The 13,076-nt window shown below is 34.6% G+C and carries 12 protein-coding genes; all 12 read right to left on the bottom strand.

What is annotated here, in order from left to right; genetic code table 11:
• Positions 1-61: 61 nt before the first annotated feature.
• Positions 62-376: a thioredoxin gene (gene trxA / locus CDZ89_RS05430; RefSeq protein WP_096153090.1), complete on the bottom strand. Its 315-nt coding sequence runs from the start codon at positions 374-376 to the stop codon at positions 62-64.
• A 220-nt stretch (positions 377-596) separates the two neighbouring features.
• A complete protein-coding gene (locus tag CDZ89_RS05425) occupies positions 597-1,655 on the bottom strand; it encodes an ABC transporter ATP-binding protein (protein WP_096153088.1) in 1,059 nt (352 codons plus the stop codon).
• A gap of 276 nt (positions 1,656-1,931) precedes the next feature.
• Positions 1,932-3,569, bottom strand: a complete 1,638-nt coding sequence (locus tag CDZ89_RS05420; RefSeq protein WP_227521445.1) for an ABC transporter permease — start codon at positions 3,567-3,569, stop codon at positions 1,932-1,934.
• 166 nt (positions 3,570-3,735) lie between these two features.
• Positions 3,736-4,854 (bottom strand): Fe(3+) ABC transporter substrate-binding protein, encoded by a 1,119-nt coding sequence (locus tag CDZ89_RS05415; RefSeq protein WP_096153084.1) that lies wholly within the window; start codon positions 4,852-4,854, stop codon positions 3,736-3,738.
• A 507-nt stretch (positions 4,855-5,361) separates the two neighbouring features.
• On the bottom strand, positions 5,362-6,339 hold the full coding sequence (locus CDZ89_RS05410; protein ID WP_096153083.1) for an electron transfer flavoprotein subunit alpha/FixB family protein: 978 nt from the start codon (positions 6,337-6,339) through the stop codon (positions 5,362-5,364).
• A 79-nt stretch (positions 6,340-6,418) separates the two neighbouring features.
• Positions 6,419-7,192 carry an electron transfer flavoprotein subunit beta/FixA family protein gene (locus tag CDZ89_RS05405; protein ID WP_096153081.1) on the bottom strand — a complete coding sequence of 258 codons (774 nt, stop codon included), beginning with the start codon at positions 7,190-7,192 and terminating at the stop codon, positions 6,419-6,421.
• A 179-nt stretch (positions 7,193-7,371) separates the two neighbouring features.
• Positions 7,372-8,145, bottom strand: a complete 774-nt coding sequence (locus CDZ89_RS05400) for an enoyl-CoA hydratase (protein ID WP_096153080.1) — start codon at positions 8,143-8,145, stop codon at positions 7,372-7,374.
• A gap of 118 nt (positions 8,146-8,263) precedes the next feature.
• Positions 8,264-8,851 carry a TetR/AcrR family transcriptional regulator gene (locus CDZ89_RS05395; RefSeq protein WP_096153078.1) on the bottom strand — a complete coding sequence of 196 codons (588 nt, stop codon included), beginning with the start codon at positions 8,849-8,851 and terminating at the stop codon, positions 8,264-8,266.
• Positions 8,852-9,033: 182 nt separating this feature from the next.
• Positions 9,034-10,719, bottom strand: a complete 1,686-nt coding sequence (locus CDZ89_RS05390; protein ID WP_096153076.1) for a long-chain-fatty-acid--CoA ligase — start codon at positions 10,717-10,719, stop codon at positions 9,034-9,036.
• A gap of 195 nt (positions 10,720-10,914) precedes the next feature.
• Entirely contained in the window at positions 10,915-11,622 is a 708-nt protein-coding gene (locus CDZ89_RS05385; protein WP_227521444.1) for a P-II family nitrogen regulator, read from the bottom strand.
• Complete coding sequence (locus CDZ89_RS05380) at positions 11,600-12,346, bottom strand: DUF1538 domain-containing protein (protein WP_227521443.1); 747 nt, start codon at positions 12,344-12,346, stop codon at positions 11,600-11,602. Before CDZ89_RS05380 ends, CDZ89_RS05385 begins: the two co-directional genes overlap by 23 nt.
• Entirely contained in the window at positions 12,343-13,035 is a 693-nt protein-coding gene (locus tag CDZ89_RS05375; RefSeq protein WP_096153072.1) for a DUF1538 domain-containing protein, read from the bottom strand. The genes CDZ89_RS05380 and CDZ89_RS05375 overlap by 4 nt, the downstream gene beginning before the upstream one ends.
• Positions 13,036-13,076 lie beyond the last annotated feature (41 nt).

Below are 13,076 nucleotides of genomic sequence, written 5' to 3'. Positions count from 1 at the left end.
TCCCAAGAAAAACGAAAGAAATGAAAAAAGCCTAGCATAGGCTAGGCTTTTTTCGTGTTTATTATAGGTGTTTGTTTAATAATTCAGCTAGAGCTTCTTTCGGTTGGAAACCAACTGTTTTATCTACAACTTCACCATTTTTTAATACTAATAAAGTTGGGATACTCATAACGCCGAATTGACCAGCTGTTTCTTGGTTTTCATCAACGTCAACTTTCGCGATCTTCACTTTGTCACCCATGTCTGCATCTAACTCTTCTAATACAGGTGCGATCATTTTACAAGGTCCACACCAAGGTGCCCAGAAGTCTACTAAGACTACACCTTCGCCAGTTTCTTGCTTAAAGTTTTGGTCTGTTACGTTTAAAATTGCCAATTCAAATACCTCCTAATATACGTTGAATATAACGTAGGATGAAGCAAGCTTTTAATTTACTTGGAAAAACTTTCTTCTTACTACATACGAAAAGTATAGCATTTCGTAAAGAAAGTTACTAATTATATGCTTCATGAATTAGTTTTTCCTGTGAATATTTAATCATCCATAAAAGAATAAAAAACCTCTGTATGAGGTTTTTTATGTGCAAAGGTTAATTTCAGTCCACTAATGCCACTAATTCGGATTGAATATCAAATGATACTACAGCTCCAATTTCAATATCTTGATTTACAGGTGCGTATAAGACCATAGGCTCTTCATTTATATCTGAACGAAGTCTTATATATAACTCTTGATACTCTCCGCTATAGGTAACTCGTTCCACTACGCCAAAATAACGTCCTTTTCCTTCTTCTACAAGCCTACAACCTTCTGGACGAATAGAGATTTTCACTTCATCCATTGATTTTTCAGTAGCTACAGGTAGACAAACCTTACCTATATGAGTTTGAACATGCTTTAAGTCTTGGTCTAGTTTTCCTGTTAATAGGTTCGTTTTTCCTACAAATTGTGCAACAAAGCAATTTTTCGGACAACGATACATTTCGCGTGGTGAAGCAACTTGTTGAATTTCTCCATCTTTCATGACTACAACACGGTCAGAAACAGCGAAAGCATCTTTTTGATCATGTGTAACGATAATTGCAGTTGTATTAGCTTTACGTAAAATGTTTGTAATGTCAAAACGCATTCTTTCTCTAAGTCCCGCATCTAGATTACTAAATGGCTCATCCATCAGTACTACTAATGGTTTCGGTGCAAGTGCTCTAGCAAGAGCTACACGTTGTTGTTGTCCACCAGATAATTCACTTGGAACTCTCTTTGCATAGTCAGCCAGACCAACTAACTCTAATACTTCTTGTACACGTTCTTTCTTTTCTTTTGATTTATATTTATTTAAGCCAAATGCTACATTTTTTTCTATTGTTAAATGTGGGAAAAGTGCGTAATCTTGAAAAACCATTCCAATTCCGCGTTTTTCCGGTGGAAGTGAACGACGGTGATCATACACTATCTCATTGCCAACTCTAATTGTACCAGTAGATGGTTGTTCAAAACCCGCTAACATTCTCAATGTTGTTGTTTTTCCACATCCACTAGGGCCAAGTAATGTAATAATTTCACCTTCATTTATTGATAAGTCGAGGGAATTCACTGCTGGTTGCTTGGAATTATGAAAATATTTTGTTACTTGATGTAATTGTATAAAACTCATGATTTGCCCCCCTCTTAAAATTTCTGTATATATATATTCAATGATAATGATTTTCAGTATTAATTATAGCATAGGCTATTTTTTTTCGTCAATGAAGTAAAATTAATATCGTTTTAATATTGTGTAAATTTTGTAGTTTTATAAGGAAAATTTAGATTAAATACAAACGCATATGATAGAGTTTCTTAACATAGAAAAGGACTGCCAGAAAGCACTTCTAGGCAGCCTTGTTAATTATATTTTACATTTTAAAGTTACAAATTAGATAGTCATACCCTATTTATTATCCAGTATTTTATGGAAGTAAAAAATACACAATCCGCTTACTATTATGATTAACATTGAAGCTAACGCCGCTTCTTGCACCATTTCATCACTCGCATATCTGTATGCCTGTGTTGCAAGTGTTGAAAAATTAAATGGTTGTAAGAAAAGTGTTAAAGGAAGCTCTTTTAGAATATCCACAAAAACAAGGATAAACCCACCAAATAGAGGTCCCTTTAACATTGGCACATCTACTTTATAAAAAGTTTTTACTGTAGACATTCCAAGGCTTCTAGAGGCTTCCGTAAAGCTAGTACCAATTTTTTCGTAACCCGCTTCAATCGCATTATACCCTACCGCCATGAAGCGGATGATATAAGCAGAAACAAGCATCACTAATGTTGTACGTAATACAATTGGAGTGTTCATATTAAAAAAGTTAGTAACAGACGCCAAAAATCCATCTATTGACATAAATAAAGTGATAACTGCTATAGCAATTGCTGCCCCCGGAATCGAGTAACCTAGTGTTATAATTCTTGAAAAAACTTTTGGCATCAAACCTTTGTGTAAACGTGTATAGTTGCCTACAATCAATGCAATTATTACAATAATTATGGAAGCGATAGTTGCTACAAAAACAGAATTGAAAATTAATGATATAAATTCAGCACTCCAAATTTTTTCAAACGTCATAACGCTCCAACGAGTAAGTTGAAACACTGGAATTAGAAAAGCCACTCCAAAAATTAGTGCACAATAAGCAGATACTAACCAACCTTTATATCCTTTTAAAATTTGAGGTTCAATCGGTCTAATATTCGCAGAAGTATAACTATACTGTTTCTTTCCTCTTGCTAACCTTTCTAAAACTAACACAAAAATTACGATAACCATTAATATACCTGCTAGCTTTAAAGCTGAGTCAAGATCCTTCATTCCGTACCACGTTCTGAAAATAGCAGTACTGAACGTTTGAATTCCGAAATAGCTTACTACACCATAATCATTTAAAACCTCAAGAATAACTAGCACCACTCCGCCTGTAATCGCTGCACGTGATAATGGTAATCCTGCACGAAAGAACGTTTTAAAAGGTCCACCGCCTAATATTCTACTATTCTCGAATAAAGCTGCTGATTGTTTTTCAAGGAACCCTTTTGTAATTACATAAACATAAGGATATAAAAAGATGGTAAAAATGAAAATGGCTCCCGGTATATTCATAATATTAAAATACTTTTGACTAGTGACATGAATATCAAACGTATTTCTTAACGTTGATTGAATAACACCAGTGTAATTTAATATTCCATTGTATGTGTAAGCTCCAATATAAGCGGGAATTGCTAATGGTAAAATTAACCCCCATCGAAAAAATTTTCTTAATGGAAAGTGATAATTCGAAATTAACCACGCAAGACTTGTACCAATAATCATTGTAAAAGAAGCAGTAAATATTATTAATACAACAGTATTAGTTATATAATTTTTAAGTAGATAATCTTTAATATGTTGCCAATTTTCCGTTGCCTCTGAAAAAAAATTAATACCTATTAAGATATTTGGGATTATAATAATAGAAATAAAAAAAATACTCAAGATTGCCCAAACATCAAAATGCTTTCTACTTCTTTGTAAAAATCCCAACCTAGACACATCCTTGTTTGCACTCATTTAATAATGACCTATTAATCAATGAAACTACTAATACGCTCTAAAATATATTATACAGAAATCGCATATCTAAAGAAATAGCAACTTATAGAAAAAGAAAAATACCGGCCACTATGTGCACCGGTACTTAATATTAATATTATTTCCAGCCAATTCTGTCAAAGATTCTGATTGCTTCCTGTTGATTTTTTCCTAAAACAGATAACTCAATATCTTGTTCTTTGAATTCTCCCCATGCCTTAACAGTTTCTGACCATTCAACATTAGGGTTCGCTGGATATTCATTATTACCTTCTGCAAACTTACCTTGTGCTTCTTCACTAGATAAAAACTCTAAGAACTTAATTGCATTTTCTTTATTTTTAGCATGCTTTGTTACAGCAGCTCCACTAATGTTAACATGTGTTCCTGTTGTTTCTTGGTTAGGGAAGAATACTCCAACTGCTTCTCCAATTTTTACATCAGCAGGGTCTTCTGAATTTAATAAACGCCCTACATAATATGTGTTCATGATTGCTATGTCGCCTTCGCCAGCAACAACAGCAATCGCTTGGTCTGTATCTCCACCTTGAGGAGTTCTAGCCATGTTTTCATTAATACCAGCAGCCCATTGTTCAGCTGCCTCTGGCCCCATTAGTTCAATGAAAGATGCTAAAATTGATTTATTATACATATTTTCAGAGGAACGTACTAATACTCTTCCTTTCCACTCTGGCTCAGTTAATGCTTCATAAGTAGAAAGTTCTGAAGGATCAACACGATCTTTTGCATAAACAATTACACGTGCTCTTTTTGTTAATCCAAACCATGTATTATCTACATCTCGTAATTTTTCAGGAATATTGTTAAATAAAGTCTCACTCTCAATTGCTTGAAATAGTCCATCTTCTTTTGCTACGTGTAAGTTACCAGCATCTGCAGTAATAAACACATCCGCTTCTGTATTTGCACCTTCTATGTTAATACGCTCTATTAGTTCGTCACCTTTACCTTCAATTACATTTACTGTAATACCTGTTTGTTCAGTAAATAGGTCGTAAAGCTCTCTGTCAGAATCATAGTGACGACTAGTGTATAGATTTACAACACCTGGATCTTTTTCTTCTTCTTTAACTTCTTCGTTGTTGCCGCTTTCATCTGCTACATCTTGATTCCCTTGAGCATTGTTTTCTGTTGCATTCTGTCCACAAGCTGATGTGAAAACTAGTAAGAAAGACAAGACTGCAAAGAATAAGATTTTTCTAACTGAAATATTCATTTTTATTTCCCCCAATTTAAATTATGTAGTTTTATTTGTTGTTTTTCATTGATAATGATTATCAACATCACCCACAATGATTATTATATTAGTAATGATAATCATTGTCAATGAGATTTTTTCATTTTTTTTGAATCTTTTCGTATAGGTTTTGCTTTTAGTCTTAATTTAAGCCTCTTTTCGCATATTTTGTTACTTTTCAATTAATTTAGGGATTGTTTAATCCCTTTTTAATCTAAAATTCCCTCAACGTGAACATTTCAAATTCAATAACTTCCCCATATATTTCCCCTATTCAAGCCCATTAAAAAAAGCAAGAAGGATAACCTTCTTGCTTTTTTTATCATTATTTAGTTGAGTGAATTTCATAATTACATTCACTTTATTGAAAAACAAAATTTTCGCTAATAACACTAGGACGAAATTCAAGTTTAGATTGCAATCTTAGAAGGAATAATATTGTAAAGTTCGTTTTTCGTTATAGTAGTCATACATAATGAGAGGTACTCAGTTCGTAACTAATAATTTTTTGAATTCTTCTGTTAACATTGGTACTACTTCGAATAGGTCGCCTACAATTCCGTAGTCCGCAACTTTGAAAATGTTTGCTTCTGGATCTTTATTGATTGCTACGATGATTTTTGAGTTAGACATACCAGCTAAATGTTGAATTGCACCTGAAATACCGCAAGCGATATAAAGGTCTGGCGTTACAACTTTACCTGTTTGCCCAATTTGTAAGGAGTAATCACAGTATTCTGCATCACATGCTCCACGTGAAGCACCAACAGCAGCGCCTAAAACATCCGCAAGCTCTTTTAAAGGTTCGAACCCTTCTTCGCTCTTTACACCTCGTCCACCTGCTACTACTACTTTCGCTTCAGATAAGTCTACACCTTCTGTAGCTTTTCGTACAACTTCTTTAATTACTGTGCGTAAATCTTTCACATCCACATCTAATGAAGAAACTTCACCTGTTCTAGCATCATCTTTCTCTAAAACAGCGATGTTGTTTGGACGGATTGTAGCAAATATTATTTCGCTTGTTACAATTTTCTTTTCAAATGCTTTACCAGAGAAGATTGGACGAGTGAAAACGATGTTTCCGCCAACTTCTTCTACACTAGTTGAATCTGATACAAGACCTGCACTTAACTTACTTGCAATCTTTGGAGATAAATCTTTTCCAAGAGCAGTATGACCGAATATTAATCCTTCTGGTTTTTCAGCGTCAATTACCGCCATTAATGCTTGTGAATAACCATCTGACGTGTATGTTTTTAAGTTAGCATGTTCTACCGTTACAACGCGATCTGCTCCATAAGTAATTAGTTCATTAGCTAAAGAGGAAACACTATCTCCAACTAATACAGCTACAACTTCTCCACCTTCTGCAACTGTTTTACCAGCAGCAATTGCTTCAAATGATACGTTACGTAATGAACCGTCACGAGTTTCTCCTAGTACCAAAACTTTTCTTGCCATAATTTTCTCCTCCTTGTTGTTGAGCTGTTATGCGTTAGCTGTTAGATTTGATTAATGCTTTAGCTAACAGCTGTAACTATTAGATTACTTTTGCTTCGTTTCTTAATGCAGTTACAAGTTCTTTTACTTGGTCTTGAAGATCACCTTGTAAAACTCTTCCTGCTTCTTTTTGTGGTGGTAAATAGATTTCTAATGTTTTTGTTTTTGCTTCCACATCGTCTTCTTCTAGATCTAGATCATCTAGTTCTAACTCATCTAGAGGTTTCTTTTTCGCCTTCATAATTCCAGGTAATGAAGGATAACGAGGATCGTTTAAACCTTGTTGCGCCGTTACTAATAAAGGTAATGTTGTTTCTATAACTTCAGAATCTCCTTCCACATCACGAACGATTGTTACGTTTGTTCCGTCAATGTCTAACTTCGTAATCGTTGTTACGTAAGGAATATCTAAAAGTTCTGCCACACGCGGACCAACTTGACCAGAACCACCATCAATTGCTACATTTCCACCAATGATTAAGTCTGCATCTTTATCTTTTAGGTACTCTGCTAAAATTCTAGATGTTGTGAATTGATCACCGTTTTCTACATCGTCTTCTGTATTAATAAGTACAGCTTTATCAGCACCCATCGCTAAAGCAGTACGTAGTTCTTTTTCTGCATCTTCTGTACCTACTGTAAGAACTGTAATTTCTCCGCCGTGAGCGTCACGTACGCGAATTGCTTCCTCTACTGCATACTCATCATAAGGGTTAATAATGAATTCTGCTCCATCTTCGTTAATAGCACCATTTGAAACAGTGATTTTTTCTTCTGTATCGAATGTTCTTTTCAATAATACGTAAATATTCATAACTTTACCTCCTGTTTTAACATTAAGTTTTTTGAGCTATATTACATTCATCTTATATGTTCGTATTTTATTTACTTACCATTTAAATTTTCTGGGGATTGTTCGTTTTTCGTATAGTAATTGAACATTATGAAAGTCACTCTATTAGTAAGATTCAGATATTTTAAGATAAAAAAATATTATTTTCCTTTAAACACTGGAGCTCTTTTTTCTAAAAATGCTTGAATACCTTCTTTTCCATCTTCCGAAGTAAAAACAGTTCCAAAGTAATTTGCTTCTTTTTCTACCCCTTCGTAAAAAGAAGAATCTTTTGCATATCGTCCTAGGTCAATAACCGCTGCAAGTGAGATTGGGCTTTTTGTAGCGATTTTTTTCGCCATTTTTAACGCTTCCTCAAAGAGCACCTCTTCATCAAACGCCTTGTTCGCTAATCCCCATTGAACTGCTTCTTCACCCGTGATTGGTTCACTAGTAAATAATAATTCAAAAGCTTTCGCAGAACCTATTAATCTTGGTAAACGTTGAGTACCGGCAAATCCAGGGATTAGTCCAAGTTGTAACTCTGGCAAACCTAGTTTAGCCGTTTTCGAAACTAATCGAATATGACAACCCATCGCAAGCTCAAGTCCACCACCAAGAGCTGCTCCGTGAATAGCGGCAATGATTGGTTTGGAGAAGTTCTCCATTCTTTCGAATAAATCTTGTCCAAACTTCGCTAACTTCGAGAATTCTTCACCTGTTTTCACAGTTGTGAATTCCTTAATATCAGCTCCTGCAGAGAAGAATCTGCCTTCACCGTGCAGAAGTACAGTTCGCACTTCATCATTTTTTTCTACTTTATCTAACAGCAATGTAAGCTCTTTCAAAACTAAAGAGGATAAAGCATTAGCTGGTGCACGGTTGATTGTAATGACTGCGACGTGGTTCTCTTCTCTTAGTTGAAAATAATCCATTCCCATCCCCCCTGATATGTACTATGTAAAAATATGAAACTCAGCTTTATTATAACATGAACCACGAGCAAAAGTTTGTACTCTTACTCGTGGAATGTTTAAAAATTTATTCGGAAAATTACTTAGAAGTGCATAGACCGTGTATGAACATATCGTGTACTTTTGGAACAAGTTTCGTTAAATCATATTTTTGATCATTCATTACCCATGTAGTAATGGTTTCATCCATTGTTCCAAAAATCATTTGGCGTGCTAAGCGAACATCTAAGTTTTCACGAAGTTCACCATTATTAATACCATCTTGTAAGACAGTATCTACAACGACTAAATAGTCTTTCAACACTTCGTTTATTTTCATTCTCAGTTCTTTATTGGATTGTCTTAACTCAATTTGCGTTACAATCGCTAAATGTTTGTCAGCGGCAATCATTGAGAAATGTTTTTCTACTAAAGTTAACAGTTTCTCTTTTGCAGATGTTTTATCTGCAATTTCTTCTTGAATCTTTTCGATAAAATAGCCCATTTTTTCATTAAAAAGGGATATTAATATATCTTCTTTATTTTTAAAATACAAATAAATCGTACCGTCTGCAACTCCAGCTTGTTTTGCTATTTTCGATACTTGTGCTTGATGATAGCCATTTTCTGCAATGACAATTACCGCAGCATCTATGATTTGTTTATATTTAGGTTTTTGCTGCTTCACTTTCTTCATCCCTTCAAATTAAATGAATGAATCATCATTCATAATTTTATAATACTGCACAGTGTTCCTTCTGTCAATTAATATATTACCAAATACTTTATATGCTGGCTACAGAAAATGTCAAAATGAACTTGTCCACCTTTAGTGAAAAAAGAGTGATGATGTCTCCATCATCAGAGGACTTATTTTGCTATTTTTTCTTTTTCTTCCTCTACCAATGATCGCCTTAATATTTTTCCTACCGCTGTTTTTGGCAGTTCGTCTCTGAATTCGTATATTCTAGGAACTTTATATGCTGCTAAATGTTTACGAGCAAATTTGTCAAGTTCCTCTTCGGTAACAGTAGCGCCTTCTTTTTTTACTATATACGCTTTTACTGTTTCTCCACGGTATGGATCTGGTACACCTGCAGCTACTACTTCGAGAACTGCTTCATGCTCATATAAAACTTCTTCTATTTCACGAGGATAAATATTGAATCCACCTGCTATAATCATATCTTTCTTTCGGTCAACTACGTAAAAATAACCTCTTTCATCCATATATCCTAAGTCACCTGTTAAAAGCCAGCCATCTTTTAAAACTGCATCCGTCTCTTCTGGTCGATTCCAATAACCTTTCATTACTTGTGGTCCGCGTACTGCAATTTCTCCGATTTCACCAACTTCAGCTTGCTCCCCCTTTTCCATGGATAGTACAATAGATTCTGTATTTGGCCAAGGTAAACCAACGCTACCTGAAACTCTTTCTTCCCATAAGAAATTTGCATGTGTGACTGGAGATGCTTCTGTTAAACCGTAACCTTCAACTAGTTTACCACCTGTCACTTCCTCAAACTTTTCTTGCACTTCTACAGGTAAAGGAGCAGACCCACTTATACACGAATCAATAGAAGATAAATCATATTTTTTAATATCTGGATGGTTGAGTAGGGCAATATAAATCGTCGGTGCACCTGGGAATAATGTTGGCTTTTCTTTTTGAATCGTTTTTAAAGTTGTTTCAGGATCAAATTTAGGTAACAATACCATCTCGAATGCATTCATAATGGATAAGTTCATTACGGTTGTCATGCCATACACATGGAAAAATGGTAAAATACCAATTACTTTTTCCTCGCCACGTTTACAACGATACATCCATTTTGAACACATAATGGTGTTCGACACTAAGTTATAATGGGTGAGCATAACACCTTTCGGAAAACCAGTTGTGCCTCCCGTATATTGCAATAAGGCTAAGTCTTCTTTAGGATCAACCTGTACATCCACTTCTTGCGCTGTGCTACTTTTCATAATTTCCGTAAACAAATGATTTTCTCCGCTATGTTCCACTTTTACCACTATTCCATATTGCTTCTTTTGAATAAACGGATAAACTAAGTTTTTAGGGAATGGTAAGTAATCTTTTATTCCAGTTATAATAATATCTTTTAACTTTGTTAACGCTTTCACTTTAGATACTCTTGGATACAAAATATCAAGCGTGATAATTACTGTTGATCCAGAATCATTTAACTGATATTCAATTTCACGTTCCGTATATAACGGATTCGTTTGGACTACAATCGCACCAGCAAAAAGAGCACCATAGTAACTAATCACAGCTTGCGGACAGTTTGGTAACATTATAGCTACCCTATCTCCCTTTGTTATTCCTAGGTCCTGTAAGTAGTTAGCAAACTTTAATGATTGTTCGTACAATTGTTGATACGTTAATTTCTTGCCCATAAACTGTATTGATGTTTTTTCTGGATGTTCTATTGCGGCATCTTTCAAATAAGACTGTAGAGTTTTTTCGTCGAAGTCAATCTCTTGAGGTATTTCGTTAGGATAGTGCGCCAACCAAGGCTTATTTGTAGCTTCCACTTTTGCTCCCTCCTTCTATTTTCCTTAGTTAAACCTGTACTACTACAATTGGCCTAACTAGTTTGTTCTAGTATATCAAGAATACTGATAAAATTATAACATTTTTTTGAATATTATTAAAATTTAAATACTGTATTATCTTCGTACAAAAAATCCGTTCTCTTTTACGAAGAACGGATTACACTTAAAAATATATTATTGATCCATTTCACTGTTTTTTAATAAATGATTAATACCAACGACTCTTTCTACATCTAACACGAAAGCAATTCCTCGTCCTGGCTCGTTTAGTTTCACTTCTTCTGTGATAGCTTGTAGTACGTTCTTACAGATTTCTTTTTTAATTAAAGTTAAGACAATCTCTTTCTCAGGCTCTATTTGTATATTAAATAGTTTTGCTTGTTCGTGAATACCAGTACCTCTTCCAGTTAATATTGTGCCACCTTCTGCACCTACACGTTTAGAAGCTTCCACGACATTTTCTGAATCACCTTTATTCACAATTGTTATAATTAAGTCATAATCTTGTTTATTCATCGAATCACCACTTTCCTCTGATCCTTTTAACTCTTCTACTTCGTCTAAGTGACAAGCTCCTAATATGCTTTGCAGATTAATAGCAAAGCTCATTCCCTTACCTACTATTTTTAATTCTGCTTCATTTTCTATTGCTTTTAATACATTGATATAGTCTTTTGTCGGTACCATTGTTAGGACAATTTCTTTCGCATGTGTTAATGGAATGATCCCGAAAAATTTATCTTTTTCATTTATACCAAATCCTCTACCGTAAAGAACAGTTCCACCTTCTGCACCTGCTTTTTTAGATGCATTAATGACTACTTTGGCGTTCCCTTTCTTAACAATAGTAACTATGAGTTTATGCATTAGATTTAGCTTCACGTTTCTTCCCCTTCTCCTTTCTGCCATAAAGTAATCCAAGTGTCATAACAGAAATGATTGGCGCCAAGGCTACTAAAGCGATTAAACCAAATCCATCCATAAGTGGATCTCTTCCTTCCGTTACAGAAGCAACACCAACTGCTAGTGCTAAAATAAATGTTACAGTCATAGGACCAGTTGCTACTCCACCTGAATCAAAAGCAACAGAAGTAAATGTATTCGTGGAGAAAAACACCATAACAAGTGCAATTAAATAACCAGGAATAACAAAATATAATAGTGGGATACCTGCAATTATTCTCCACATTGATAATGCAATAGAAACCCCAACTCCAATTGATAACGTATAAAGTAGGACTTTTTGTGGTATATATCCACCAGATACTTTTTCTACTTCTTTATTTAAAATTCTTACTGCCGGCTCTGCAAAAGTAGCGACAAATCCTAAGGCAAAACCAACAGGTAAAAGAATCCATTTATTAGATAGAGAACCTAGTTTTTCTCCCATCATTTCACCAATTGGGAGAAATCCGACATGAACACCTTGCAAAAATAATGCTAATCCAATATACGTAAAGATTATTCCTACACCAATATTCATTAATTTTTTCATAGGTAGTTTTAAATAAACTAGTTGAAAAAACAAGAAGAAAATAATTAGTGGTACTAGAGCAAAAGTTACTTCTAACAAAACGTGAGAGAATCCTTCAAACACTACCATCATTGAAATAACACCCCTAATATCATCACAGCTATAATAGGACCAATAGACGCTAAAGCAACAATACCGAATCCGTCAGTGGATGATTTTTTTCTACTTAAAACAGAGGCAACTCCAATACCTAGTGCGAGTATAAATGGTACTGTCATTGGACCGGTGGTTACTCCCCCTGCATCAAATGAGATAGGTATAAATTCTCTCGGAATAAAAAAAGCTAGTAAAAAAACAAGGCTATAGCTTCCAACTAATAAAAATTTAATAGGGATATTTAAGAAAGAATTAAGCATAGAGATTCCAACAAAGAACCCTACTCCTAGTGCAACAGAATATATTAGTACATTAGAGGATATTTCACCATTTGAAACTTGGTCCACTTGGGAAGAAAGTACTCTTACGTCTGGTTCTGCCACCGTTACAACAAATCCTAATATGAATCCGAATAATATAATTAGCCATAACTTCTTAGTCTTAGGCAAAGTTGCTCCAATCAATTCTCCTACGGGCAAAAGACCAATATTTACTCCAATTAGAAAAAAAATAAGCCCTAAGGAAACCATAATCGTCCCTGCTATAAATTTGAGAAACTCATCCATCGGAAGCCAGATTAATGTAAACTGTAAAATAATAATGAGGACAGTAATAGGCAATACGGCAAACACTACTTCTAATATTGACTCTTTTATTTCTTCCATATGAACCCCCTATCTTTTTATAGGTTATTTAATCTAATTAA

This window comes from Bacillus alkalisoli (genome assembly GCF_002797415.1).
GTDB lineage: Bacteria > Bacillota > Bacilli > Bacillales > Bacillaceae_I > Bacillus_CD > Bacillus_CD alkalisoli.
Note: the sequence above shows the minus strand (reverse complement) of the source record. Positions and strands in the feature narration are given on the sequence as shown.

Excerpts from the sequence above, each read along its gene's own strand:
- CDZ89_RS05425 (WP_096153088.1), bottom strand. The coding sequence starts at position 1,655 with ATGAGTTTTATACAATTACATCAAGTAACAAAATATTTTCATAATTCC.
- CDZ89_RS05415 (WP_096153084.1), bottom strand. The coding sequence starts at position 4,854 with ATGAATATTTCAGTTAGAAAAATCTTATTCTTTGCAGTCTTGTCTTTC.
- CDZ89_RS05410 (WP_096153083.1), bottom strand. The coding sequence starts at position 6,339 with ATGGCAAGAAAAGTTTTGGTACTAGGAGAAACTCGTGACGGTTCATTA.
- CDZ89_RS05405 (WP_096153081.1), bottom strand. The coding sequence starts at position 7,192 with ATGAATATTTACGTATTATTGAAAAGAACATTCGATACAGAAGAAAAA.
- CDZ89_RS05400 (WP_096153080.1), bottom strand. The coding sequence starts at position 8,145 with ATGGATTATTTTCAACTAAGAGAAGAGAACCACGTCGCAGTCATTACA.
- CDZ89_RS05380 (WP_227521443.1), bottom strand. The coding sequence starts at position 12,346 with ATGATGGTAGTGTTTGAAGGATTCTCTCACGTTTTGTTAGAAGTAACT.
- CDZ89_RS05375 (WP_096153072.1), bottom strand. The coding sequence starts at position 13,035 with ATGGAAGAAATAAAAGAGTCAATATTAGAAGTAGTGTTTGCCGTATTG.